25 protein-coding genes are annotated in these 24,918 nt (G+C 65.8%); 6 read left to right on the plus strand and 19 right to left on the minus strand.

Annotation, left to right across the window (positions count from 1 at the left end; genetic code table 11):
• Positions 1–37: 37 nt before the first annotated feature.
• The gene (locus ASG77_RS20345) at positions 38–358 is read left to right on the plus strand and encodes a hypothetical protein (RefSeq protein ID WP_056349352.1); all 321 of its coding nucleotides are present in this window, start codon (positions 38–40) and stop codon (positions 356–358) included.
• On the opposite strand, the gene ASG77_RS20350 is transcribed toward ASG77_RS20345, so the two are convergent.
• The 4 genes from ASG77_RS20350 to clpS form a co-directional block, all read right to left on the minus strand.
• Positions 355–1,152: an MBL fold metallo-hydrolase gene (locus ASG77_RS20350; RefSeq protein WP_056349355.1), complete on the minus strand. Its 798-nt coding sequence runs from the start codon at positions 1,150–1,152 to the stop codon at positions 355–357. The two genes, ASG77_RS20345 and ASG77_RS20350, sit on opposite strands and share 4 nt — an antisense overlap.
• The gene (gene murI, locus ASG77_RS20355) at positions 1,149–2,213 is read right to left on the minus strand and encodes a glutamate racemase (RefSeq protein ID WP_156380391.1); all 1,065 of its coding nucleotides are present in this window, start codon (positions 2,211–2,213) and stop codon (positions 1,149–1,151) included. The genes ASG77_RS20350 and murI overlap by 4 nt, the downstream gene beginning before the upstream one ends.
• Before the next feature lie 69 nt (positions 2,214–2,282).
• The gene (locus ASG77_RS20360; protein WP_056349361.1) at positions 2,283–2,849 is read right to left on the minus strand and encodes a DUF2017 domain-containing protein; all 567 of its coding nucleotides are present in this window, start codon (positions 2,847–2,849) and stop codon (positions 2,283–2,285) included.
• Positions 2,842–3,234: an ATP-dependent Clp protease adapter ClpS gene (gene clpS, locus ASG77_RS20365; protein WP_056349364.1), complete on the minus strand. Its 393-nt coding sequence runs from the start codon at positions 3,232–3,234 to the stop codon at positions 2,842–2,844. Before clpS ends, ASG77_RS20360 begins: the two co-directional genes overlap by 8 nt.
• Before the next feature lie 38 nt (positions 3,235–3,272).
• On the opposite strand from clpS, the gene ASG77_RS20370 reads away from it, so the two are divergent.
• A complete protein-coding gene (locus tag ASG77_RS20370) occupies positions 3,273–4,601 on the plus strand; it encodes a nicotinate phosphoribosyltransferase (protein WP_056349660.1) in 1,329 nt (442 codons plus the stop codon).
• Positions 4,601–5,233 (plus strand): isochorismatase family protein, encoded by a 633-nt coding sequence (locus ASG77_RS20375; protein ID WP_056349367.1) that lies wholly within the window; start codon positions 4,601–4,603, stop codon positions 5,231–5,233. Before ASG77_RS20370 ends, ASG77_RS20375 begins: the two co-directional genes overlap by 1 nt.
• A gap of 3 nt (positions 5,234–5,236) precedes the next feature.
• On the opposite strand, the gene ASG77_RS20380 is transcribed toward ASG77_RS20375, so the two are convergent.
• From ASG77_RS20380 to ASG77_RS20415, 8 genes are all read right to left on the minus strand, one after another.
• Positions 5,237–7,021: a DEAD/DEAH box helicase gene (locus ASG77_RS20380; RefSeq protein ID WP_056349368.1), complete on the minus strand. Its 1,785-nt coding sequence runs from the start codon at positions 7,019–7,021 to the stop codon at positions 5,237–5,239.
• Positions 7,021–7,362, minus strand: a complete 342-nt coding sequence (locus ASG77_RS20385) for a DUF3039 domain-containing protein (RefSeq protein WP_056349372.1) — start codon at positions 7,360–7,362, stop codon at positions 7,021–7,023. Before ASG77_RS20385 ends, ASG77_RS20380 begins: the two co-directional genes overlap by 1 nt.
• Positions 7,363–7,484: 122 nt before the next feature.
• Positions 7,485–8,267: a glucosamine-6-phosphate deaminase gene (gene nagB, locus ASG77_RS20390; RefSeq protein WP_056349374.1), complete on the minus strand. Its 783-nt coding sequence runs from the start codon at positions 8,265–8,267 to the stop codon at positions 7,485–7,487.
• Between the two features lie 44 nt (positions 8,268–8,311).
• Positions 8,312–9,883: a hypothetical protein gene (locus ASG77_RS20395; RefSeq protein WP_056349377.1), complete on the minus strand. Its 1,572-nt coding sequence runs from the start codon at positions 9,881–9,883 to the stop codon at positions 8,312–8,314.
• Positions 9,865–10,671: an ABC transporter ATP-binding protein gene (locus ASG77_RS20400; RefSeq protein ID WP_056349380.1), complete on the minus strand. Its 807-nt coding sequence runs from the start codon at positions 10,669–10,671 to the stop codon at positions 9,865–9,867. Before ASG77_RS20400 ends, ASG77_RS20395 begins: the two co-directional genes overlap by 19 nt.
• A 72-nt stretch (positions 10,672–10,743) precedes the next feature.
• Positions 10,744–11,841, minus strand: coding sequence for an NADH:flavin oxidoreductase/NADH oxidase (locus tag ASG77_RS20405; protein ID WP_056349382.1), 1,098 nt, complete (start codon positions 11,839–11,841; stop codon positions 10,744–10,746).
• A complete protein-coding gene (locus tag ASG77_RS20410) occupies positions 11,841–12,848 on the minus strand; it encodes a tetratricopeptide repeat protein (RefSeq protein ID WP_056349385.1) in 1,008 nt (335 codons plus the stop codon). The genes ASG77_RS20405 and ASG77_RS20410 overlap by 1 nt, the downstream gene beginning before the upstream one ends.
• 65 nt (positions 12,849–12,913) lie before the next feature.
• Entirely contained in the window at positions 12,914–14,608 is a 1,695-nt protein-coding gene (locus ASG77_RS20415) for a hypothetical protein (protein WP_235564711.1), read from the minus strand.
• Between the two features lie 216 nt (positions 14,609–14,824).
• On the opposite strand from ASG77_RS20415, the gene ASG77_RS20420 reads away from it, so the two are divergent.
• Positions 14,825–16,144, plus strand: a complete 1,320-nt coding sequence (locus ASG77_RS20420; protein WP_056349387.1) for an AI-2E family transporter — start codon at positions 14,825–14,827, stop codon at positions 16,142–16,144.
• Between the two features lie 26 nt (positions 16,145–16,170).
• Here ASG77_RS20420 and ASG77_RS20425 read toward each other — a convergent pair whose 3' ends face one another.
• Positions 16,171–16,971: an alpha/beta hydrolase gene (locus ASG77_RS20425; protein ID WP_056349388.1), complete on the minus strand. Its 801-nt coding sequence runs from the start codon at positions 16,969–16,971 to the stop codon at positions 16,171–16,173.
• 99 nt (positions 16,972–17,070) lie between these two features.
• Positions 17,071–17,427 carry a hypothetical protein gene (locus ASG77_RS20430; RefSeq protein WP_056349389.1) on the minus strand — a complete coding sequence of 119 codons (357 nt, stop codon included), beginning with the start codon at positions 17,425–17,427 and terminating at the stop codon, positions 17,071–17,073.
• Positions 17,428–17,464: 37 nt separating this feature from the next.
• Here ASG77_RS20430 and nucS point away from each other — a divergent pair, with 37 nt between their 5' ends.
• Positions 17,465–18,160, plus strand: a complete 696-nt coding sequence (gene nucS / locus ASG77_RS20435; protein ID WP_056349666.1) for an endonuclease NucS — start codon at positions 17,465–17,467, stop codon at positions 18,158–18,160.
• Positions 18,161–18,497: 337 nt separating this feature from the next.
• On the plus strand, positions 18,498–18,701 hold the full coding sequence (locus ASG77_RS20440; protein ID WP_011692441.1) for a cold-shock protein: 204 nt from the start codon (positions 18,498–18,500) through the stop codon (positions 18,699–18,701).
• 144 nt (positions 18,702–18,845) lie between these two features.
• Here ASG77_RS20440 and ASG77_RS20445 read toward each other — a convergent pair whose 3' ends face one another.
• From ASG77_RS20445 to atpD, 5 genes are read right to left on the minus strand one after another with little or no spacing between them, the layout of a single operon-like run.
• Positions 18,846–21,395 (minus strand): bifunctional lysylphosphatidylglycerol flippase/synthetase MprF, encoded by a 2,550-nt coding sequence (locus ASG77_RS20445; protein ID WP_056349392.1) that lies wholly within the window; start codon positions 21,393–21,395, stop codon positions 18,846–18,848.
• On the minus strand, positions 21,392–22,699 hold the full coding sequence (locus tag ASG77_RS20450) for an alpha/beta hydrolase (RefSeq protein WP_056349395.1): 1,308 nt from the start codon (positions 22,697–22,699) through the stop codon (positions 21,392–21,394). Before ASG77_RS20450 ends, ASG77_RS20445 begins: the two co-directional genes overlap by 4 nt.
• 4 nt (positions 22,700–22,703) lie before the next feature.
• Positions 22,704–23,135: a DUF2550 domain-containing protein gene (locus ASG77_RS20455; RefSeq protein WP_056349397.1), complete on the minus strand. Its 432-nt coding sequence runs from the start codon at positions 23,133–23,135 to the stop codon at positions 22,704–22,706.
• Between the two features lie 10 nt (positions 23,136–23,145).
• Positions 23,146–23,430: a F0F1 ATP synthase subunit epsilon gene (locus ASG77_RS20460; RefSeq protein ID WP_056349400.1), complete on the minus strand. Its 285-nt coding sequence runs from the start codon at positions 23,428–23,430 to the stop codon at positions 23,146–23,148.
• Between the two features lies 1 nt (position 23,431).
• A complete protein-coding gene (atpD, locus tag ASG77_RS20465; protein ID WP_056349403.1) occupies positions 23,432–24,886 on the minus strand; it encodes a F0F1 ATP synthase subunit beta in 1,455 nt (484 codons plus the stop codon).
• Between the last annotated feature and the right edge of the window lie 32 nt (positions 24,887–24,918).

Genomic DNA, 24,918 nt, shown 5'->3' on the forward strand with positions numbered 1-24,918 from the left:
CCTTCCCCCGTCCGGTGCAGCATGTCATCGTTGCAGCATGCAGACGGCGTACGAGGCTGCCGGCAGTGCCGACTTTTTCCTGAGGCTGGCCAGCGCCTGGCATGCAAGGGTGATGGCTGAGGCGGTCGCCTGCTTCGACCAGGCGCTGGCCGACGTCGGGCTCGCTGATGACGATCCGGTGCGCAAGGTGCTGCACAATTACTTCACCTGGGCGGCCACTACCACAGTGTCCCGTTACCAGCGCTCTGCTGAGGACGTGCCGGACGGGCTCCGCATCCCGCGCTGGTCCTGGGACGGGTTGGTCGGTGAAACAGGTTCCGGCAGCGCAGACAGCAGGCCGGCGGCCAAGGGGCCTTAGACGGTGTAGTGCACACCGGCCACGGCAACGGCCACGTCGCCGCCGAACACGGGGCGCGCTTCGGCCATAACGGTGGTGGGTGATGTCCAGACGGGGATGTGCGTGAGCAGCAGCCGGCGTGCGCCCGCGCTCTCCGCGGCCTCGCCGGCACGCTTTCCGGTCAGGTGGACATCCTTGATGTCGTCGTCGCGGCCTTCCTCAAAGGCAGCCTCGCACAGGAACAGGTCGGCGTCCTTTGCCGCTTCCTCCAGTCCTGCGCAGGAATCGGTGTCGCCGGAATACGTCAGGACCCGGCTGACCGGGTTGCCCAGTTTGTCCGGTTCGGTCACTTCCACCCGCAGGGCATAGGCCTCCTCCACCGGGTGGTTCACCGCGAACGGCGTCACCGTGAACGGCCCCACTGTCACGGCATCCCGTTCGGTCCAGTTGGTGAAGTCGAATTCCTCGTGCATCCCCGGATCCAGCTCCAGGCCGTAAGCGGTGGCCATCCGGTCCGCCGTCGCAGCGGGGCCCCACACCGGAATCCTGCCGCGTCCCCAGCCGCCGGGCTTCCAGCGGACCGCCACGTGCAGGCCGCACAGGTCCATGCAGTGGTCCGGGTGCAGGTGGGTCAGGAAGATCGCATCGATGTCCTCAAGGTCCGTGTACCGCTGGATGGCGCCCAAGGCTCCGCTGCCCAGGTCCATCACAATCTTCCACGTCCGCTGGCCGTCATTGGCGGTCAGGAGGTAGCAGGACGCTGGGGAGCCCGGGCCCGGAAAGGAGCCGGTGCAGCCGACGATGGTGAGCTTCACAGGGCAGGACCTCCGGCCCGGTGGGCGCCAACAAAGTTCGATCTCCGGGGTCCCGACGACGACTGCCGGGCGCTGGCGGTCTGCGCGGCGGCGATCATCTCGGGCGTGATCCGCGCCAGGCTGCCGGTGGGGTACTGGGCCGCCACGTGGTCCACGTGCCGGACGGACAGGACCTCCGGGCCCAGGAAGCGGCGGGCCAGCGTTTCGAACTGGCCTGCGTCACCGGTGGCGATGAAGTTGTGTTCCGGGGGTGTCGCGGCGGTGCGCTGCAGATCGTGCGTGGCCAGGGAACGGTAAACGTCCTTGGCTGTTTCCTCGGCGCTGGACACGAGCGTCACGGCGTCGCCCATCACGAAGGAAATGACGCCGGTCAACAGCGGATAGTGCGTGCAGCCCAACACCACGGTGTCCACGCCGGCCGTCTTCAGCGGTGCCAGGTACTCTTCGGCAATGGCCAGCAAAGCCGGTCCCGTGGTGATCCCGGCCTCCACGTAGCTCACGAACTCGGGGCAGGCCACGGACGTGATCGCCAGGTCCGGCGCGGCCGCGAACGTGTCTTCGTAAGCCCGTGAACCAACGGTGGCGGAGGTACCGATGACGCCGATACGCCCGCTGCGGGTGGCAGCGACAGCCCGCCGGACGGCCGGCTGGATCACCTCAATGACGGGGATGCCGTATTTCGCCGTGTACCGCTCGCGGGCGTCCCGCAGGACAGCGGCCGACGCCGAGTTGCAGGCAATGGTCAGCAGCTTGACGCCGGAGTCCACCAGTTCGTCCATCACGCCCAGGGCGTTGGCGCGGACTTCGGCAATGGGCAAGGGCCCGTAGGGCCCGTTGGCGGTATCCCCCACATAGAGGATGGACTCGTTGGGGAGCTGGTCGATGATGGACCGCGCCACGGTCAGTCCGCCGACACCGGAATCAAAGATGCCGATGGGGCGGGACCCCACCTGGGCGGTGGTGCTGGCTGCGGAGTCCGATGCGGCTGCGCCTGACGGATCCATGCTCGAGGCTGTAGTCATGATTATTCGAGGATAGGTCTTCCCCGGGGCCGCAGCCATCACATTGTGGCGCCCGACTCATGTCAAATTTGTCACATTGGTGGTCGAATCCCGGAACAGGACAGCGATTCAGGCCCGTGCGTCCAGGGACTGGAGCATGGCCTGGACCAGTGATTCCTGCAGCCACGTGGTGAAGTTGTACACCAGGGCAAGGTAACTTTCCACGTCCTCGGCCTGGGACCAGTCCTGCATCAGGTGCACGTGTTCGGCGTCCTCTTCATCCCGGATATCCAGGCGTTCCGCCAGCACCAGGCGTACATCGTTCAGGGCCATGGACCAGAACCTTGCCCCTTCGGCGGTGAGGACCACTTCGTCCCGGTCCAGGTCCAGCGCGGCGGCGCGCAGCGCGCCGATCTTGGTTTCCCGCAGCGAGCGCTCGGTGAGCTGGCGGAACTCCAGGGACGCGCCGTCGTCGTTCTTCATCACGTTGGGCAGCAACCGCTTTACGGCACGGTCCGTCGGTTCCTGGACGTCCATATCCAATCCGATCAGGGCGGCCAGCGGATCCTGGCTGGTGTGTTCGGCCGGCTGGAGCATGGAGATGACGTCATCGATCAGGCTGCGGAGCAGTTCCCGTTCGGCGGGTTCCAGGAACCCGGTGATGCCCTTGAGCCCGTATTTGAATGCCTTAGCCACGTTTCCCCTTGCCCTGCCCGGACCCGCCGGATTTTCCTGAGTTTTTGGAGTTTCCACTATTCCCGCCGGAGGCCTTCTCCACGGTGGCCCAGAGGCCGAAGCCGTGCATGGCCACGGCATGCCGCTCAACCTGTTCCTTGCTGCCGTGGGCAACAATGGACCGGCCCTTTTTGTGGACTTCCATCATCAGCTTGTTGGCTTTGGACTCGGAGTAGCCGAAGTAGCTTTGGAAGACATAGCTGACGTAACTCATCAGGTTGACGGGATCGTTCCAGATCACCAGGTTCCAAGGGATGTCCGGGGCGGTCAGGGAGTCGGTGGACGCCTCTGTCCCGGTCCGGGTGCCCTCCTGTGTGTCAGGGCCGAGCGCAACGCTTAAGGTCATCTGTCCATTCTATGGGGATGCACACTAGAGTGAATTTTGTGAGTACCTCCGCCAGCTGGGACCATCCCCGCACGTCCTTTTACACAGACCACTACGAGCTGACCATGCTGCAGGCGTCACTGCACTCGGGCGCCGCACACCGCAGGTCGGTCTTCGAGGCTTTTGCCCGGCGCCTGCCGGACGGCCGGCGGTACGGGATTGTGGCGGGAACGGGCCGCCTGCTGGAAGGCATCGCCGACTTCCGGTTCGGCGAAGCCGAGCTGGACTTCCTGGGGCGGACCGGCGTGGTCAACCAGGACACCCTGGACTACCTGGCGAACTACCGCTTTTCCGGTGACATCTGGGGCTACCCGGAGGGCGAGGCGTACTTCCCCAACTCCCCCATCCTGATTGTCGAATCAACGTTTGCCGAAGCCTGCATGCTGGAAACCTATCTGCTCTCGGTCCTGAACCATGACAGTGCCATCGCCTCCGCCGCCTCCCGCATGATCACCGCGGCCGGCAACCGGCCCTGCATTGAAATGGGATCCCGACGCACGCACGAGGAATCGGCAGTCGCGGCAGCCCGCGCCGCCGTCATTGCCGGGTTCGACAGCACCTCCAACCTTGAGGCCGGCTTCCGGTACGGCATCAAAACTGTAGGGACCGCCGCGCACTCCTTCACGCTCCTCCACGACACCGAGCGGGAAGCCTTTGAGGCGCAGATCGCCTCCCTCGGACCCGGCACCTCGCTGCTCGTGGACACGTACGACGTCGAAGCAGCGGTGCGTGCCGCCGTCGAGTTGGCGGGGCCCAAGCTGGGGGGCGTCCGGCTGGACTCCGGCGACCTCGTGGCCCAGGCCCAATGGGTCCGGCGCCTCCTGGACGAGCTCGGCAACGTGAACACCAAGATCGTGGTCACCTCGGACCTGGACGAGTTCGCCATCGCCGCGCTGCAGTCCGCCCCGGCGGATTCCTACGGTGTGGGCACGTCGCTGGTCACCGGTTCCGGTGCACCCACAGCGAGCATGGTCTACAAGCTCGTCAGCCGCACCGACGACGCCGGCAATTTCGTCTCCGTGGCGAAAACCGCCAAGAACAAAACCAGCATGGGCGGCCGGAAGTACGCGCTGCGCAAGCTCAACGAGCGGGGGGTGGCCACCCAGGAAATTGTGGGCATCGGCCGCCGCCCCGAAGACGACGGCAACGACCGGCCGCTGCTTCAGCAGTTTATGAAGAACGGCGAGCTGCTGCCGGGCTGGACCGGACACGAGGGTGTGGTCCGCGCCCGCCAACGGCACGCGGACACCATGGCCGAACTGCCCGGCGTCGTCAACCGCCTGCAGCGCGGCGAGCCTGCCATCCCCACCATCTACGAGGAGAACTGATGTCCCGCGCCTTGATCATCGTTGACGTCCAGAACGACTTCTGCGAGGGCGGCTCCCTTGCCGTGGCCGGCGGTGCCGGTGTTGCCGGAGCCATCAGCGAGTACGTGGACGCCCATCACAATGAGTTCGACCACATAGTTGCCACCCAGGACTGGCACATCGATCCCGGCGCGCATTTTTCCGACACGCCCGATCACAAGGACAGCTGGCCCCGGCACTGCGTGGCCGGCACGCGCGGCGCCGAACTCCATCCGGACCTGGACAGCGAATACATCCAGGCCTACTTCCAGAAGGGCCAGTTCGCCGCGGCGTACTCCGGCTTTGAGGGCCTGCTGGCACCTGAGGATGCCGTCCCAACCGGGGAACGCCAGCCGGGCGTCATGCCCGCTGACGCGGAAGCCTACGCACCCGCGGACAACGCCATCGGACTGGACGACTGGCTGCAAAGCCACGATGTGGAGGACGTTGTAGTGGTGGGGATCGCCACCGACTTCTGCGTGATGGCCACCTCGCTGGACGCGGTCCAGGCCGGCTACTCCGTCACGGTCATCCGTTCACTCACCGCCGGCATCGCCGAGGACCTGGAGGATGCCGTCGCCGAAATGGAGCTGGGCGGCGTCGAAGTCGCGTAAGTACTACTTCCGGCCGATGAACCAGTCCTGGAGCTTCCGCAGCCTGGACTGAAGCTGCTCCTCGTTCGCCTGGGCCACCGGCGGGCCGCCGCAGACCGTCCGCAGTTTGGTGTGCACCACGCCGTGCGGGGTTCCGGTCCGCGCCGACCAGGCCGCCACGTTCTTGGCCAGTTCGTTGCGCAGGTCCATCAGCATCCGGTGGTCCGGTATGGCCGGCGCCGCGGCGGCCGGCTCGGCTGCCGGTGCGCGCCGGTTCTTGCGGTTGAGCTGTTCGTGCTGGCGCTGCCGCAGCAGCGTCCCCACCTGCTCGGCGTCCAGCAGCCCGGGGATGCCGAGGAAGTCCAGTTCGTCTTCCGAACCAACCTCTCCCCCGGTGCCGAACTCGCCGCCGTCGAACAATACGCGGTCGAAGGACGCCTGCGAGTCGAGGGCCTCGAACTTGCCCTTGGTGAGGCTGTCCGAGGCCTTCTCTTCCCGGTTGGCCTCGTCCATCAGCGAGTCCTCGGGATTAAAGAGTCCGTCGCTGTCCTCTTTTTCGGGGCGGTCCAGGGCGTGGTCCCGCTCCATCTCCATGGAGTTTGCCAGCGCCATCAGCTGCGGCACGGACGGCAGGAAGACCGAGGCCGTTTCGCCGCGCTTCCGTGCACGCACAAAGCGGCCCACGGCCTGGGCGAAGAACAGCGGCGTGGAGGTGGACGTCGCATATACGCCAACGGACAGCCGGGGTACGTCCACGCCTTCGGACACCATGCGGACCGCAACCATCCAGCGCTTTTCGCTCGCGGTGAATTCCTCGATCTTCTCCGAGGCCTTGGCGTCATCGGACAGGATCACTGTGGGCGATTCGCCGGTGATCCTTTTCAGCTGCCCGGCATAGGCCCTGGCATCCTCGTGGTCCGTGGCGATAACCAGCCCGCCGGCGTCCGGAACCGTGCGGCGCACTTCGCTGAGGCGTTTGTCCGCCCCCGCCAGGACAGCGGGAATCCATTCCCCGGCCGGGTTCAGCGCCGTCCGCCACGCCTGCGACGTGATGTCCTTGGTGACCGCGGACTCGCCTAAGGAGGCCGCCATTTCCTCGCCGGCACTGGTGCGCCACCGCATCTGGCCCGAGTAGGCCATGAACATGACCGGGCGCACCACGTGGTCACGCAGGGCATTGCCGTAGCCGTAGGTGTAGTCCGCTTTCGAGCGCCGGATGCCGTCCTTGTCCTGCGCGTATTCAACAAACGGGATGGGCGAGGTGTCGGAGCGGAACGGCGTACCGGTCAGGGAGAGCCGCCGTGCCGCAGGGTCAAACGCTTCGCGGAGGCCGTCGCCCCAGGACAGGGCTTCGCCGCCGTGGTGGATCTCGTCAAGGATCACCAGCGTGCGGGCGGCCTCGGTCTTGGCGCGGTGCAGCATGGGTTTGCTGGCCACCTGGGCGTACGTGACAGCGACGCCAACGAAACCGCGGCCATGCTGGCCGTCGGAGTTCTTGAAGTTGGGGTCGATCGCGATGCCCACCTTGGCAGCGGCGTCGGCCCACTGCCGTTTCAGGTGGTCCGTGGGCGCCACGATGGTGACGCGGTTGACCGCCCCCGATTCGATGAGCATGGAGGCTACGCGCAGCGCAAAGGTGGTCTTGCCCGCGCCGGGAGTTGCTACGGCCAGGAAGTCGCGGGGATCGGTCCTGAAGTAGATGTCAAGGGCTTGCTGCTGCCAGGCACGGAGTTTTTGGGCGGTTCCCCAGGCTGCGCGTTCCGGATAAGCCGGTGGCAGGGTGGGGCCGCCAAAGAGCGTCTCCGTCACTACTTGTTGTTGCCCGAGTCCCCTCCGGGACCCTTGCCGCCGTCGTTGCCCGGGCGGAGGCCGTCATAAACCTCTTTGCACATGGGGCACACCGGGAACTTCTGCGGATCCCGGCCCGGCGTCCACACTTTGCCGCACAGGGCAATGACAGGATCACCAGTCAGCGCGGATTCCATGATTTTTTCCTTGCGCACGTAGTGCGAGAAGCGCTCCCGGTCACCGGGCTCCACTTCCTGGCGCAGCTCTTCGCGCTCGATGGTTGCCGTGGACGTTCCAGCCCCGGAAAGCTCGCGCATCGGGTCGTTTTCGAGAGGGTCCGTCATGCTAGTCATGGCATCCATCTTAGCGTCCCGGGACGGAGGACGTTCGACGGCGGGAGGACCGTTTTGCACGCACCGCACCCGCCGCCGTCGGCTGTTCCGCGCAACGCCGCTATGCATCCGCCCGTGGTGTGTGGCCGGAATTACAGCGCCTGCCAGGCAGGCTTGTGATCGTACGTGTGCCGGTAGAAGTCGGCGAGCTTCAGCGACGACGCCGCGGCCTCATCCACCAGGATGGTGGCGTGCGGGTGGAACTGGAGGACCGAGGCCGGGCAGATGGCGGCGACGGGCCCCTCCACGAAGTCGCGGACGGCCGGTGCCTTCTGTGCCCCGGTAGCGATGAGGACAACGTGCCGGGCCTCGAGAATGGTGCCTAGCCCCTGGGTCACCACATGGTGCGGCACCTCTGCCAGGCTGCCAAAAAACCTGGCGTTGTCCCGGCGGGTCTGTTCGATCAGCGTTTTGATGCGGGTCCGGGATGCGAGCGAGGAACCGGGCTCGTTGAAGCCGATGTGGCCATCCGTACCCACTCCCAGGAGTTGCAGGTCCACGCCGCCCGCTGCCCGCATGGCCTCCTCGTAGGCGGAACAGGCCGCGGGCAGGTCCACGGCCGCCCCGTCAGGCGTATGGACGTTGCCTTCGGCGATGTTGACCCGGCTGGTGAATTCCCGCCGGATGACTTCCCTGTAGGACTCCGGATGCCCGTGGTCCAGCCCAACGTATTCGTCCAGGGCAAAGGCATGGGCATTGCTGAAGTCCAGCCCGTCACGCTGGTGCCGCGCCGCCAGCTCGTCGTACACCGGCAGCGGCGATGACCCGGTGGCGAGGCCCAGTACGGCGGTGGGCTTGCGCCGGAGCAGGGCCTCGATGGCATCGGCGACGAGCCGTCCGATCTGCTTGCTGCCCTGGAGGATGACAACTTCCATGTCCGGCCGCCTTTCTGGTGCTTTACGTCTGGTGCTTTGCGGAGTCAGCGGTTGACGGTCAGTTGGGCCAGCAGTTCGGGTCCGCGGGCATCAAGCCACTTTCCACCCAGCCGAATGCCCGCACCAAACAGCGCCAGTCCCAGCATCAGGCCGACGGCCAGGTTGACCCACCCGAACATGGCATTCCCCGTGACCAGCTGCGCGATGAGCAGGCCCACCTCGGGCAGGACCAGCAGGCTCAGGACGCCCATGCCGGCAAACTGCACCACCAGGGTCTGCCCTACATTGCCCGGGGGTTTCTTGAACGGGCTGTCCCCGGGCAACGGGACGGCCACTGTGTAGCGTGCCGACACCACGGACGACAAGCCAAGCCCGGTGAAGAGGATGCCCAGGCTCAAGCCCAACTGGCCGGGCAGTTCCGACCAACTGCCGGTAAAGAAGTACTGGCCCACTGAAAAGATCAGCACCACGGGCAGGGCAAAAGCCAGGCAGGCCAACGCTCTGCCCAGCCGGTCGTCCACACCGCGGACGCCCGTGGCCACATGCAGCGCGAATGCCGTGTTGTCATAGGAGACGTCCGCTGAGATGGACCAGGCCAGCAGGAAGGCAGCCAGCGGGGCAGCCACCGCCAGTACTCCGTAGTCACCGGACTGGCTGCCCTGGAAGACCAGCAGGATGGGGAGCAGCGGGACCACCACCAGGGAACCGGAATAGCGGGGATCGCGCAGCCAGTACGTCAGTGCGCGCGCTGTTACTGCACCGGCCGGTGTGGCCGGCAGCAGGTCGAACAGCCCCAGTTTGCCACCCTTGCGGCTCCCGCTGCCGGCGTAGGGCGGGTTGACCAGGGCCCGTTCAAGGAGCAGTTTCCAGCACCACGACAGGACTGCGAGGGTTGCAGCGGCGATCACGAGTTTCAGTGCGGCCGCTCCCGGGCGGCCACCCGCAACATCACCACCGAGGGACCACGCGGCACCAAGTGGTGTCCACGACAACGTGGCAGCCAGCTCCGGCAGGAAACCCGTCGAGGCGGTGATGCCCCTGCCCACGCCAGCGACGATCGGGCCCATCAGGACCAGCGGGACCATAAATGCGATGGCGCTGACATCCTTGAACCGGCGCGACGACGCCAGGCTGGCGGTGGCGGTGGTGACCACTTTGGACAGGACAATACATGTTAGAACGCCGACGGCGGCACCCACCAGTGCGGCAACCCCGGGAAGGGGGCCACGGGCCCAGGTCCACACGGTGGCGAGCGCTGCGAGCGCGGTGGCCAGGCCGGGGATGCCGATCAGCCCGCCGAGGGCCAGTCCCGTGAGCAGTTGGCGCATGGGGATGGCGGAGGTGGTGAAGCGGGCAGGGTCCAGGGTCAGGTCCGCGGCGGACGCGACCACCGGAATGAGGCCCCAACCCAGGAGGGCCGCTGAACCACCAAGCACCACAACCGTCTGGGCCAGTTCGGGGTCTTCAGTGCGCAGCAGGACCAGTGCCGCGACGACTATGCCCACCAGCCCCAAGGCATAGAGACCGCCGAACGCCAGGCCGACGAGCTGCCAGGGGCTGCGGCGAAGGCCGTTCCGCAGCAGGGTCAGTTTGAGCCTTAGGAGGTGCGCAACCATTCCAGGCCTTCCGTGTGGTTGCGTCCGCCGACCAGCTGGACAAACCTTTCTTCCAGCGTTGCGCCGGCGCGGACTTCGTCCACGGTCCCGGTGGCGAGTAGCCTGCCGGCCGCCACCACGGCGACGTGGTCACACATGCGCTGGACCAGGTCCATAACGTGGCTCGAGACGATCACCGTCCCGCCGGAGGCTACATACCTGTCCAGGATGGACCGGATGTTGGCCGCCGAGACGGGATCCACGGACTCGAAGGGTTCATCGAGGACCAGCAGCCGCGGGGCGTGGATCAGGGCCGAGGCGAGGGCGATCTTTTTTGTCATGCCGGCCGAATAGTCCACCACGAGGGTCCCGGCGTCCTCGTAGAGGTCCAGGGCAGACAACAGCTCCCCCACGCGGGAGGCCACCACGTCTTTGTCCATGCCACGCAGCAGCCCCGCGTACGTAACCAGCTGTTCGCCGGTGAGCCGGTCAAAGAGTCGGACACCGTCAGGGAGGATGCCCATCAGCTTCTTGGCCTCCAGCGGCCGGGCCCAGACGTCCACCCCATGGACAACGGCTGTCCCGAAGTCGGGCCGCAGCAGGCCGGTGGCCATGGACAGCGTGGTGGTCTTGCCGGCGCCGTTGGGCCCCACGATGCCAAAGAATGAGCCTGCCGGGACGTCGAGGCTGATGCCGTCCACGGCGATTTTTCCGCCGAAACGCTTGGCGAGGCCGCGGATGGACAAGGCAGGAACGGGCCCGCCGTGCACCACCGGATCAGAGTGGGGATCAGGATGCTCAGCAGTCATGATGCCAGCCTAGACCCAGGGCCCTGCCGAAGGAGTCCTCCCGCGGGAGTAGTGCCAAAGGCGTAGGGAACCCTAGAACGAATGCCGCGGCATGGCCCGTTCGTACTGCGGTGCCCAGGGGAGGTCGTGCCCCAGTTCAAACGCCGCACGGAGCCACCAGTGCGGATCCCGGAGTGCGGCCCGGGCAATAAACACGCCGTCGGCCTGCCCGGTGGCCACGGCATGCTCGGCCTGGCCTGCGGAAGTCAGCAGGCCCACGGTGCCTGTGGGGACACCGGCTTCCCGGCGGATGCGTGCGGAGAACTCCGTCTGGTAGCCCGGACCCGGCCTGATGTCCTGATGGGCCACGGCCCCGCCGCTGGAGACGTCGATGAGGTCCACTCCGTGTTCTGCCGCCTGGGCGGCCAGCCGGACCGAAGCCTGGACATCGACGCCGCCCGGCGCCCAGTCGGTGGCTGAAATCCGCAGCAGCAGGGGCATGGATTCGGGGATGACGTTGCGGATGGCATCAACGACGGCGAGCATCAGCCGGTTCCGTCCGGCCTCATCCCCGCCCCAGGAATCGGTCCGCGTATTGATCAGCGGGCTTTGGAACTGGTGCAGGAGGTAGCCGTGCGCGCCATGGATTTCCACGGTGTCGAAGCCGGCGTCCACGGCACGCACTGCGGCGGCCGCGAAATCGGAAATGACGTCCTGGATCTGCGCCCCGGTCATCGCGGCGGGTTCGGCAAAGCCGTCGAAGGCAAGCCGTGACGGCCCCACCGTGGGCCAGCCACCGTCGGACTCCGGGACGCTCCCCCGCTGCCCGGCGAACGGCCAGTAGGCGGACGCTTTCCGGCCGGCGTGGGCAAGCTGGGCGCCGATCTTCGCTTCCGCAGCACCGTGCCGGTGCACAAAGGACGTGATCCGCTGCCAGGCCTCGGCCTGCTCGTCGTTGTACAGCCCGGCATCGCGGGGGCTGATCCTGCCGGCCGGGTTCACGGCGGCCGCCTCGGTGAGGATCAACGCGGCGCCGCCCGCGGCGAAGGAGCCCAGATGCATCAGGTGCCAGTCGTTCGGAACCCCCGGGGCGCCGTCGGGACCGCAACTGTACTGGCACATTGGTGATACCCAGCCGCGGTGCGTGAGCTCCAGGGAGCGGAGCTTGAGCGGCTGGAACAGGGCCGGCACTAGAACAGGACCCGGGCGAGTCCTTGGCGTGCCTTGGCAACACGGGTGTCGGACGTGCCCACCACGTCAAAGAGTTCCAGGAGGCGTACGCGGGCTGTCTCCCGTTCCGGGCCGAAGTTCCGGCCGATGAAGCTGACCACGCGGTTCAGCGCGTCCTCCACGTGGCCGCCGGACACGTCCAGGTCCGCCACGCCCAACTGGGCGGCCAGATTGTCAGGTTCGTTGGCGGCGAGGGTACGCAAGGCGTCCGAGTCCTCGGCGGAGAGCGGCTGGAGCCGGCCCATCAGCTCCACCTGGGCAAGGCCGGCCTTGGCCTCGGCGTCGGCGGGCATTTCCAGCAGGGCCTGCCGGTAGGCCACGGCGGCGGCCTCATAGTCGCCCGCCTCAATGGCGTCGAACGCCGCCTGGTGCAGCGGCGGAAGAGGTGCTGGTTCAGTCTCCATGGGCGCACTGCCCCCGCCGAGGCTGCCCGTAACCCCATTGGCCGCCGCGACTTTCAGCAGTTCATCCAGGAGGGGCCGGATCTGGGATTCCTCGGCGCCGCCTTGGAAGAGCGGTACGGGCTGGCCTTTGAGGACGGCGACGGCCGTGGGGACGGCTTGGACCTGGAAGGCCTGTGCCAGCTGTGGGAAGGCTTCGATGTCCGCCGCCCCCAAGACCAGGCGGCCGCCGTAGCTGTTGATGACCCGCTCCAGCGAGTCGAGCATCGCGGCGGATTCCGGCGAGTACGCGGCCCATAGGGCGAAGACCACCGGAACCTGGGCGGAAAGCTCCACGAGTTCCTGGAAATTTCCTTCGGTGACAGTGACCCGCAGCGGTGCCGCGCCGTCGTCGGGCGTTACGGCACCGGCTTCTGCGCTGGCACCCGCATCCCCGGAAACAGCCGGATTGCCGGGAGCCGCAGGTGGCACCTGGCGCTGTTTCAGGGATGAAAGGTCGACGGCGCCACGCAGGTTAAGCAGGCTGGCAGCGGCTGGAGGGACTGGGCGGGAAGCTGGCGAACTCATGCTTTCCACTCTAGCCACTCCGGCCGCTGCCGGGGGTACTGCATCTGGGACTGGACCCTGCGGGCCTATTTGAAGCTTGCGCCTACCAGCCCGCGCGTTGCGGCCACCAGCTTGATGGGATCCGTAGAACCTGCCGGCGGAACGTAGACCGCCATTGATTCAGCAAAGTTCAGGACCATGCCGGTGGTGGTTTCCTTGCCGCCGGCGAGCGCCGCGGCGTCGTCGCCGATGGTGAGCTTGTCACCTGAGGCTTTGGGCGTGCCATCAAAGCCGAAGTTGATCCGGCCCAGCACCAGCGCCCCGCCGTCGGCCGTCCGGAACACCACAGTGCTTTCCGGTACTACCTTGTGGGTGAAGGAGAAGTTGCCGTTTTCGCCGGACTTGACTACCTCGGCCTGGTAGGAGAGCGTGTCGGCGATGTACGGCGAGGATGCGCCTTCCACGAGCTTGTCCTTGAAGCTCGACTCTGAATTCGTCAGGCGGTCGGCCAGCCCGGCCAAGGCTTCTTCGCCGCTGTACAGCAGGCCGGATTTGTCGTTGGCGGCCAGCGTGTCGGTGCCGTTCCGGCCGATGGCGGGGAACGTGGTTCCCGGCTGCAGCGGGGTGGTCTCGGTCAGCTTGTAGTTCTCCCGCGGGGAGGGCTGGACCAGGGTGAGCAGCTGCGGGACGACGTTGCCGTCACCCTGCGTAACGGCGAGGACTGAACGCGGCCAGCTGCGGTCGCTGGTGACCACCGTGGTGAGGAGCTTGGTGGAACGGACGGGCATCCGGGCTTCATAAGTGCCCACCTGGGACCGGATCTTGTAGTTCTGCGTACGGACCTCAAGCTCCGTCCCGGCTACGCGCTCTGCGAGCTTGGCTGCGTCCTTTGCGGCGTCACCGGCATCGGCGGTGCTGGAGACCTGCTCCAGGATCCTGCGGAACTGGGCGTCCAGGAGGACCGGCGCGGCCGCCTGGGCGGCCTCCGGCGATGCTGATTCGGGAGCCGGCGCGGGCGTGGTGGCAGCGTTCGCAGCAACACCCGTTCCGGCCACAACCAGGGCGGTCACTGCGGCGGTGACCATGCCGCCTGAAACCATGCCGAGCCGTGAGGCGGACCTTGCCTCGGCCTTGGCCCGGGCGCGCCGGGCGAACAAGCTTCCCGTGCCGTTGCCTTCGCCGTCCCGCTTGCGTGCGGACAGGACCACCAGGGCAATGCCGGCGAGGATCAGCAGGCCGCCAATCACCATGAGCGGGATGGCCCACGGGGTGGAGGTGTCATTCGGGAAAGTCATGGAGATCGACGACGGTGCGGGCTTGGTGCCATCGGACGCCAGCAGCAGTGACCATTCGCCGTCAGCGGGCGGAGTCCACGAGTACTCCAGCTCACCGCTCGCGTTCTCAGTGGAAACCCAGAGATCGGATCCGGACGGATTCGGCGCCGTGGCGTCGCCGTCGGCGTGCTCAACCTGCAGGGATTTGTTGTCCTCGGAAACCCCGGTGATGGTGTTGTGGGCCGTCGGGCCCACCCAGGCGTCCACGTCGTCAGGCCGGCCGGCCGCGAGCATGAAGTTGCCGTCGCCTTCGATCTTGATCTTCACCGTTCCGCCCTGCGCAGTGCGCAGATTCTGGTCGATGACGGTCAGTGGCGCCTCCGCGGCATCTGCCGGGGCGGAAGCCGTAAAGGTCTCGGAGGGAGCCCAGATTGTCTTCTGGCCAATACCGGCCAGAAGTGTCAGGAGGCCGAGCAGCACGAGTGCAACTGCAGTCTTGAAGCGCAAAGGAAACACCTATCATTCGCGGGGGTTTACTTTCAATAGTAACCGTTTTGTTACCAGAACCCCCGTTTGGGCGCCAGCTGAGTCCGGAATCGGCGGCGCCCGGGCGGCCCGGCGGGCGCCCTCGCTCCTGTTGGCAAGGCTGCTGATAGTGTTTGCGATGATCATCACACCGGCCCGCAAATGCGGCGCCACGCACGGAACAGGCCCCAGAATCCAGTGACTGACAAGACGGAAGAGTCCTCCACGGGACACGAAAATCAACCGGCCGCTGGCGCTTTGGAATCCTCGCCGGACACGCCTGCGACGGCGAAGCGACGGGGCTCCGCAGCTGCGGCCTTGGGCCAGCTTGTGCGGCGCCTGCGCCAGCCGCTGCCGGGCGCCCAGCCCAGGCTCCGGTTTGAGATCCCGCCGGAATACAACCACACCGAAGTTCCTGCCGCCATCGAAGACGGCGAGACTGGCGGGAGAGCCGCGCAGTTTGGCCGTCCGGGTCCCCGGATGTCGATGCAACATCCGCTGTACATGGGCTTCATGGGCACTGTTGGAGTGGGCCTTGCCCTGCTGGTCTACTGGATCGGATCCAACACCACGCAGCTGCTGCTGTGGATTGTGGCTGCCCTGTTCATTGCCCTGGGCCTGGAACCCGTGGTCGGCTGGCTGGAGAACCGCCGGATTCCCCGCCCGGTCGGCATTCTCCTGGCCGTCCTGGTCCTGGTGGTGGCCGTGGGAGGGTTCTTCGCTACCCTCATCCCCACCATCGTGGAACAGGTCACCCAAATTGTGGTGCAGGCACCCACCTGGGTACGGGACTTCATCGACTCTGAGTTCTTCCGCAATCTTGATAACGAGTTCGGGGTCCGGGACCGCATCAACGAGGAACTCGACAAGTTCGTCAATGATCCGGCGGCGATGGGCGGGATCTTCGGTGGCGTGGTTGGCTTCGGTTCCACCCTGGCCAACGGTCTCTTCGGCACATTGATCGTCCTGGTCCTGAGCCTCTACTTCCTGGCAGCCCTCCCGGCCATGAAGAAGTGGGGCTACCGGCTGGCGCCGCGGTCCCGCCGGGCCCGGGTTGAAGCCCTCTCCGAGGAGATCACCCGATCCGTCGGCAACTACGTGATCGGGCAGGCCTGCGTGGCATTGCTCAATGCCACGTTCGCGTTCATCGTGATGTCCATTGTGGGTGTCCCGTTCGCCCTCTTGCTGGCCTTCGTGGTGGCACTGCTGGCGTTCATCCCCTTGGTGGGCGGCATGATCGCCGGCATCGTGGTCCTGCTGGTATCGCTGACGGAGGGCTGGCAGACCGCCGCCGTCTACGGCATCTGCTACTTCGCCTACCTCCAGTTCGAGGCCTACTTCATCTCGCCGCGCATCATGCAGAAGGCCGTGGCCGTCCCGGGCGCCGTGGCCGTGATCTCGGTCATTGCCGGCGGCAGCCTGCTCGGAGTCCTGGGCGCGCTGATCGCTATCCCGACGGCGGCGGCCATCCTGCTGCTGGTCAAGGAGATCTACATCGTCCGCCAGGACAAGCACTAGCGGACAGGCACTACTAGCGGCAGCCGCTAGGCGGCCGCAGTGGCCACCGGGCCGTTCCACACCTGCGGCAGGCCTTCGGGTCCGGAGCCTGCCTCCGTCACCTCATCGACGATTTCGTTGAGCACGCGGGAAGCGTACTTCTCCCCCACCCAAAGGTGCTTGGCGCCGTCGACACCCACCACCCGGGCCTGCGGCACCAAGCTGAAACGTTCAGTGGCGGCGGCTGGCTGGAGGTAGTCGTCATGCTCCGGCACGAGGACGGTGAGCGGCTTGGCGGAGTCCGCCCAGAGGCGCAGGTGGGCATCTGTGGCGCGGTGCAGCGGAGGCGACAGCAGGACGGCACCTTCAATCTGGCTGGCCACCGGCTCAACGGCACCGTACATCAGCGCCAGTTCGGTGCCGAAAGACCAGCCCACCAGCCAGCGGTTGGGCAGTTGGCGTTCGACGGCGAAACGTACCGCCGCCTCAACGTCCTGCCGCTCGCCGATCCCCTCTTCGAAGGAACCTGCGCTGGTTCCCCGCGGCGACTCCGTCCCGCGCGTGTTGAAACGAAGCACAGCCACGCCGGCCAGGGCCGGAAGCCGGTAGGACGCCTTGCGGTACACGTGCGAGTCCATAAAACCGCCGTGCGTCGGAAGCGGATGCAGGGTGATCAGCGTCGCGGTGATCTGGCCGGACTCGGGCAGCGCCAGTTCCCCCACCAGAGTGTGGCCGTCTTCGGTGCGGAGCTGGATGTTCTCGCGCCGGGCCGGCAACACTGTTGAGGCGCGGATGGGTGCGGGCCCTGTTGGCTGGCTGAATTCGTACGACGCCGGATCAAAAGTCATGCCTGCCAGCTTAGCGACTCCCGCCGTCCGCCAGGCGCAGTGCGCTGGCTCTTAGCGCGGTTTCTCCGGGGCGGAGCCGTTCGCCGGGGCGATTCCGAGTCAGCGGTAACGGTACGTCCGGGACAGCCAGCAGTTGGTGTGCCAGTGGCGGCGCTCAGCCAGGCCTGCGGCCGCACCGAAGATGTGATCGTCCTTCCAGACCACCAGGTGGGCGATGCCGGGGACCACCGCGGTGGAACAGCCGGGGCAAATGTATGTCTTTTCCGCGTTCCTGGCGGTCATGGTCCTGACCGTCCACTCGCCGTCGGGCGCGCTTTCCCGCCGGGCGATTCCAGCCCGCGCCCGCTCCAAATCCAACTCCGGAACGTCGCCGTTGCCCTTCTTGCCTACCGGCTTTCCGCCAGCTGTGCCCGGCTTTCCGGAGGCAGGGCGGCGGGGACGGTTGGAACGCGGCATGCCTCCATTCTGCCCCAGCCCCGGTAGTGTGTACGGCGTGCGACTTGTCATAGCCCGATGTTCAGTTGATTATGTTGGCCGGCTCAAAGCCCATCTTCCCCTTGCCACCAGGCTCCTGCTGGTCAAGGCCGATGGTTCGGTGCTGGTTCATTCCGACGGCGGCTCCTATAAGCCGCTGAACTGGATGAGCCCGCCCGCAACCCTGCGGGTGTCCTCGCCGGAGGACATTGACCTGGAGCTTGGCGTCACGGAACAGTGGACAGTCCAGTCCGCCAAGACCGATGACCGCCTGATCATCAACATCCACGAGCAGCTGCACGAGTCCGCCCACGACCTTGGCGTGGACCCCGGACTGATCAAGGACGGCGTCGAAGCTGACCTCCAGCGCCTGCTGGCCGATCAGATCGAGACCCTGGGCTCAGGCTTTTCACTCATTCGCCGGGAATACTTCACCGCCATCGGCCCGGTGGACATCCTGGCCCGCGACGCCACCGGGGCTACCGTCGCCATCGAGCTCAAGCGGCGGGGCGACATCGACGGCGTGGAACAGCTCACCCGCTATCTTGAACTCCTGAACCGCGATCCGCTGCTGGCACCGGTCCGTGGCATCTTCGCTGCCCAGCAGATCAAGCCGCAGGCCAAGGTGCTGGCCAACGACCGCGGCATCGACTGCATCACGCTGGACTACGACGCCATGCGCGGCGTGGACGACAGCGACTCCCGGCTTTTCTGAGGCCCCGCTATCCGCTTTTATGACGCCGCGTTCCGCTTTTCTGACACCGGGTATCCGCACCGGTGACGCCTGCGGCCCCTGACAAGGGGATTCATCCGGTTTTTCCGCAAAATTTGCCGTATTGGCCGTTCAGAGGCGTTGACCTGACGGAATTGGCGTGAAATTCTTAGACCAGTCTTTGTGTAGGTGTTTTTCATGCTCGCAAGACATGTTGCGAGCGCGAAGCTCCTGCAGCGCAGGTTCCCAGGAACGGCATTGAAGGATTCTTCTCGCGGAGTGACCGAGTCCGGCACGAGGTGTGCCGGACTTAGACAAGTTCCACAATGAGGAGAAATAAATGGCACAGGGAACCGTCAAGTGGTTCAACGCTGAAAAAGGCTTCGGCTTCATCACCCCGGATGACTCCGATGGCGATGTCTTCGTTCACTACTCGGAAATCCAGACCGGTGGCTTCAAGACCCTCGACGAGAACCAGCGCGTTCAGTTCGAAATCGGTCAGGGTGCCAAGGGCCCCCAGGCTACCGGCGTAACGCTGGTCTAGTCCCCCGCCCGGCAGCCGCCACACGCGCGGCTTCCAGCGAAGAAAAGATCCCCGGCATCCGTGCCGGGGATCTATTCTTTGTCCACCGCATCTTTGTCCCCGTGACTTTCCAGTCACTAACTTTCGGGCCCCATCCTATGACGTTCAGTTTCCCTGGCCCACCAGGCCCCGGACCAGCCGGGCCCCCTGCCGCAGCGAAAGGCCGGGCAAATAGGCCCGGGTGAGCGCCCGTCCAATCGCCGGCAAATGCAAAGGATCCTGGTAATACAGGTAAAGCGCCCGGTACTCGGGTTTGAAGCGTGATTTGAAAGCCGCCAGGGACCGGAACCCGTAGACCGGTTCGAGGGCGTGGCCCACCACATCGAGGATGCGGACGAGGTTTTCGGCCGGCTCCGGCTCCCCCGGCGTCTCGTCTTCGGGCCGGCTGGCGAGCGGAGACCCGGAGAGCGAGATCACCTCCACGGATTCGCGCAACTCCAGGACCGCCGAAGCAATCAGGAACTCCATCACCCCGGGAAATCCGTCAGCAGCCCGGCGCATAACGTCAAGTGTGCGGCTGACCAGCCTCCCCCCGTCGTAAACGGGCAACCAACTGGTGACCCCGTGCACGTGGCCGTCGCCATCCACGGCCAGGCAGCACAACACTTCGTCGTCCATCAGCTCATCCATGCCGCCCAGCGTGAATCCCATTTCCGGAACTGATTTTCCTGCCGCCCATTCCTCCGATACTTCGCTAAGCCGGGCACGCAGGGCGGACGGAAGCCCGTGGTAGGTCCCCCAGACGGCTTTGACGCCCATCTTGGCGGCGCGGTTGCGCGCAGTCCTGACGTTCTGCCATTCCTTGCCTGTGAATTCGAGTTGCCGGACGGACAGCCTGGTCTCCTGCGCTACCGACACGCGCCGGAAGCCCCGGTCCTGCAGCAGGGGCCACAACGTGTCATCGCACGAGTAGAAGGCCGGGATGAGCGCACGGTTGCCGCAGTAGGAAAGGAACCCTCCGGCGCTCCGCTGACGGGAGTCTGCCGCACCGAATGGGCCCGCCAGCGTCAGGGCAACACTGCCGTGCAGCTGGTAGGCGACGGCGCCGCGTCCATCCGGGCTGAACCAGTATCGGTTGGGCTCCCAGAGGGCCATCCACGACAGTGAATCGCCGCCCTCGTGCAACAGCTTCCGCGCGGCGGCCCTGTCGTCGTGGCCCGAATCGCTGCCATGGTGCCGGCCCAGGAGCACGGACCAGACGCCAGCCAAGGCGACAAGCCAGAAGACCGGTCCGGAGTAGCCAAAAATCAGGGACTCGAGGCCGTTCCGTTCAGCAAAAACCCGGTGGTAGAGATTCGGCAGTGGTACCGGCAGATACTGCCTGGACAGTTCGGCCAGCAAGCCCAGCAAGCCGCCGTCGCGCGTCATTCCCCCAGCGGCAAACCAGGCCAGTGCGTAGCTTCCGGCCAGGAGGAGCCAGACGCCACCTACCACCGCCAAGAGCCGACGGCGGGCGGCGGGGATCGTCTCGACGCGGAACTGGCGGCGGTTAATCCAGAGCAGGACCGCCAGCAGCAGCGGGACGATCACCAGAGGCAGGATGTGGGCAAAACCCGATCCCATGGCGGCCGTATGCGGCCGCGCGGGATAGTGCGGGATCAGCGCGAACAGGGCGAGGTAGACGGCGGCCATCGCCGTGACCGCCAACTGAAGGGCCAACGTGATACGCAGTGCCATGCGGCGGCCGCGGCGCATTCCGTCAGCACAGATGAGGAGCAGAACCACCGGTACTACTGCCAGGGCGAGGCCAAAGGGTCCGGCGAAGCCCGTGCGCCCCACCTCCAGGCAGGATGCCTCCACTGTTGCTCCACAGTTTGCTTCGAGCTGGCCCAGTGTCGGAATGGGGTTCAGCACAACATCCCGCAGCAGCGCCAGCGGGCCGGTGGGCGTCCGGGCAACGGCGGTCAGGATGGGGCCCACGGCGAACACGGCCACCGTCAGGGCAAGCAGGTTCCTGGTTTCCCTCCCGCTCGAGCGGGGCGGATGAAGCTGGCCGTGGTCGCTCCGGTTCCACCAGCTGGCCGCGAGGCCCACGGCTGCACCTACGAGGCCGATCACGGTCTCGGCATGCCCCACGTACAAAACCAGCAGGAGCGACACCGAGAGCAGCGCCGTCCGCAACCGGCGCCGCCACAGAACAGGAATCCTGCCGCTCGCGGCGAGCGAAGCCGCCAGAACAGCGGCGTAGGGCCCGATCAGGCGGCTGTCCGCCATCAGCCCCAGCCAGCCGTCTCCCGCGTACCTCGCCAACTGGGTCAGGAGCAGGAAGACTGTGACAGCGGCAAACTGGCCACCGAGGAAAAACGCTGCCGTCTGAAGGGACCCGAGGTTCTTCTCGGCCAGGCCCAGCAGCAGCAGGATCATCAGGGACGCCACCAGATAGGCCAGGGGGTTGGTGGCAAAGAACAGTGACGTCACCAGGGACCACCAGTGGCCGGCCTTCAGACCCGGGGCGCTGACGCCTGCGAGGGATAGAAGCTCCTCCGGCGGCCCGCTGAGGAAGCTGCCGGTTGCCGCCCCGGCCAACAGGAAAATGCCGAGGATACTGAGCGTCAGCGGCACGGACCGCAGGTAGCCCCACATTCTTCGGCCAGCCGGAAGCAGGACGGCTGACCAGAGCAGGGCCGGCGCACGGGTTTCGCCAGCTTCCCTCATTTGGTCCACCCCCAGTGTGCGGCCAGCAGCTCAAGCCCATTGTCCATGCCGGGAGTCAGCACGTCCCACGAATGGCCGGTGTGCGCCACCACGTCCGAGCCCACGGTGAAACCCGCCCCGCGGGCCGCCGCTTCAAGGGTCCGCAGATTTGCCACGAACTCCGGATCGGTGGCCCCGGCCGCGAAATACGCCACGCTGCCAGGATATTTGCGCTCCTTCAACAGCGTCAGCGGTACCTGGGCATCAAAGGCGGCGGTGTCGCCGTGAAAGGCCGCATCAACCGTTTTCTGGCGTTCCTTGGCCAGCGCAGGCTCGCTCTCGCTGGAAAAGGCGAGAACACCCGTGTACAGCTCCGGGTGGCGGGTGGCCATCTGTACCGCACAGGTGGCTCCAAAACTGAACCCGCCCATGGCCCATTTCCGGTGGTCTGGGTCCACGTCCAACGTTCCCGAGATCCATGCCGGCACGTCCACTGCGAGGTAAGTGTCTGCCTTGGCGATGGCGCTGTCCATGCAGAGATTGTTCGCTGACTGGTTGCCGTTGGGATCAACCACCACCACAACAGGCGCCACTCCCCCGTGGCGGGCGGCGAAACTGTTCATGCGTGCCGGGAGCGACCCGCCGGTCAACCAGTCGGCAGGGCCGCCGGGCTGGCCGGGCACCAGAACCAGGACCGGAAGGCTGGGACGGTTCGAAGCAAAGTAGGCCGGTGGCAGGTAGATGTACGAGTCGCGTGCCTGGAGGCCCGAGGACGTTCCTGGGATGGATGCGGTGCGAACAACGCCGTCGGCAGGGATCTCATTGGCGGGTTTCCATCCGTCCAGGGGCGTGGCGGGGCTGTCCGGCTGGCGCATCAGCTCGTGTTCCAGGGCCGGGATGCGGCTCAGCGCCGTTCCTGTCAGGTCCGCAACTGTCCGGTTGAGGCCGAAATACGCGTTGATCTGCACAGCGGCCAGGAGCACCACGGCCAGGAGGGCGAGCACATCCAGCGCACGGCAACGCCACGACGCCGTGGGGAGCCGGAGCAACACCAGCAGGAGGGCGGCCACGGCCGCAAACACCCAGGCCAAGACGTCGAACGGCAGTTCTTCTGGAAAGGTTGAGGCCCAGTAGATGAGGACCCAATGGACCAGGAGCACCACGACGACGGCGGCGGCCGATGCGGCGGCAACGCTGAGGAACCAGCGGCCGCGGCCAAGGGCGCGCGGGGGCCAGGCCAGGGACAGTGCGGCGGCGGCACCAAGGACCCACGCGGCCCAGTACACCGGTCCGTCGGTCAACCGGATATCAGCAATCCAGTCCACGTGGCTAGCGCCAGGTACCCACGCCGATGACCGGCCCGGCTTCCAGCCAGGAGGACAGTCCCGTGTAGGCATCGAATTTCATGGCCAGCCGCAGATCCTGGCCTTCGTACCGCAGTTCGACAATCACGACGTCGGGCTGGACCTTCACGGCCTCGGCCTCGGTGGGCTTGCGGCGGCCCAGCAACTCCAGGGAGCTGCGCTTGAACTTATGTTTGGGACGCACGCTCAGGGACAGCAGGCGGAACCATTCAAGGTCGTTGTCCTGGTAACGACAAACCCCCATCTGCCAGCTGTTTCCAGCAACGCAAATGGAGGCGTCCACTGTGCCAAGGGCGCGCCGCAGATTGAAGCGGCGCACCCCCGAAAGGCACAGTGCGAAAATCAGCAATCCGAAAACGATTGCCAAGGAGATGAACGTAAAAGTCGGAGCGTCCATCAAGGTCGTGCTAGCGGATCCCAGCAGTAGCCGCGTCACCCAGTTGGGCGTTGTCAGCAACAATCACCACGCGGTTGTTGTCGACGGAGAAGAATCCGCCGTCAACAGCCACGGCAATGCGGTTCCCGGAAACCGGCTCAATGGCCAGTTCACCTTCGGCCAGGATCGCCAGCAGGGGCGAGTGGCCGGGCAGGATTCCGATCTCACCATCGCTGGTGCGGGCCTTGACCATCTTGGCCGCTCCGGACCACACGAAGTGATCCGCTGCGACAATCTCAACCTCAAGCTCAGCCATATTACTTGGTCTGTTCCTGGATCTTGGCCCACTGGCGCTCAACATCGTCCAGGCCACCGACGTTGAAGAACGCCTGCTCTGCAACGTGGTCAAGTTCGCCGTCGCAGATAGCGGTGAAGCCTTCAACCGTGTCCTTGATGGTCACGGTGGAGCCCTCGACGCCGGTGAACTGCTTGGCGGTGTAGGTGTTCTGGGAGAGGAACTGCTGGATACGGCGTGCACGCGACACGACGATCTTGTCCTCTTCCGACAGTTCGTCAACACCGAGGATGGCGATGATGTCCTGGAGTTCCTTGTTCTTCTGCAGGATCTGCTTCACACGAACAGCCGTGTTGTAGTGGTCCTGACCGATGTACTGCGGGTCCAGGATGCGGGACGTCGACGTCAGCGGGTCAACGGCCGGGTACAGACCACGGGAAGCAATTTCACGGGAAAGTTCCGTGGTTGCGTCGAGGTGTGCGAAGGTCGTGGCCGGGGCCGGGTCGGTGTAGTCATCTGCGGGAACGTAGATGGCCTGCATCGAGGTGATCGAGTGGCCCTTGGTGGACGTGATGCGCTCCTGGAGGAGACCCATCTCGTCAGCCAGGTTGGGCTGGTAGCCCACGGCCGACGGCATGCGGCCGAGGAGGGTGGAAACCTCGGAGCCTGCCTGGGTGAAGCGGAAGATGTTGTCGATGAAGAGCAGCACGTCCTGGTTCTGCACATCGCGGAAGTACTCCGCCATGGTCAGGGCGGACAGTGCAACGCGCAGACGCGTTCCCGGCGGCTCATCCATCTGGCCGAATACAAGGGCGGTGTCCTTGAGGACGCCTGCCTCTTCCATTTCAACCCAGAGGTCGTTACCTTCACGGGTACGCTCGCCAACACCGGCGAATACCGAGGTACCACCGAAGTTACGGGCCACACGGGTGATCATTTCCTGGATCAGAACCGTCTTGCCCACGCCGGCGCCGCCGAAGAGGCCGATCTTTCCACCCTTGATGTACGGGGTGAGAAGGTCAATGACCTTGATGCCGGTTTCCAGCATCTCGGTGGAGCCTTCAAGCGTTGCGAAGGCCGGGGCCTTGCGGTGGATCGGCCAGTAGTCCGCAGCCTGGATCTCGGACTCGTCAACGTCCAGCGGCTTGCCGAGGACGTTGAAGATGTGGCCCTTGACGCCGTCGCCCACAGGCACGGTGATCGGAGAACCGCTGTCCACTACGTTGGTGCCGCGGACGAGTCCGTCGGTAGCCTGCAGTGCGATGGCGCGGATGAGGTTGTCGCCCAGGTGCAGGGCAACCTCGAACGTGATGGTCTTGGTCTCACCGTTGAGGGTAATCTCCGTGGTGAGGGCGTTGTAAATCGAGGGGATTGCGTCAGCCGGGAATTCGACGTCGACAACCGGGCCAATAACACGTGCAATACGGCCGGTGGCACCGGACGTTGCGGCTACGTGTTCGGTAGCAGTGGCAGTCATCTCTCTCACTTCACTCAGTAGATGGCGTGGGG

Origin of the sequence: Arthrobacter sp. Soil762, from assembly GCF_001428335.1 — a bacterium.
In the GTDB taxonomy this organism is placed as follows: domain Bacteria; phylum Actinomycetota; class Actinomycetes; order Actinomycetales; family Micrococcaceae; genus Arthrobacter.